This window comes from Pseudoalteromonas sp. GW168-MNA-CIBAN-0100 (genome assembly GCF_040309225.1).
Classification (GTDB): Bacteria; Pseudomonadota; Gammaproteobacteria; order Enterobacterales; family Alteromonadaceae; genus Pseudoalteromonas; species Pseudoalteromonas arctica.
In genome coordinates this window covers 1-255 of record NZ_JBEOOL010000797.1, presented here as the reverse complement: position 1 = coordinate 255, position 255 = coordinate 1, and the positions used below count along the sequence as shown (strand labels likewise).

At 49.8% G+C, this 255-nt stretch carries 1 pseudogene; it reads right to left on the bottom strand.

Going from position 1 to position 255, the window contains the following annotated elements:
- A pseudogene (locus AAEY62_RS23470) lies at window positions 1-255 on the bottom strand (mandelate racemase/muconate lactonizing enzyme family protein); the annotation flags it as partial.

Here is a 255-nt window from a genome sequence, read left to right as displayed (position 1 = left end):
CAATCGCACTCATTGCTGCGTAAACCACCGGCCCACCACCTAGACCCCAAAAACTTTCACGCAACATACGCGACCATAGTTTTTCAGTTTGAAACGGGTCGTGTCCAATTAAAAAGGCATCGGCCATTTCTTTGATCATCGCAGCAGCGGCACTGTGTCCTAAATCGTACGCAAGACCTGCTTCACCAACACCGCTAATACCTTCATCGGTATGAATTCGAACAAATACCGGCGTCCATGCAGGACGATCAGGGC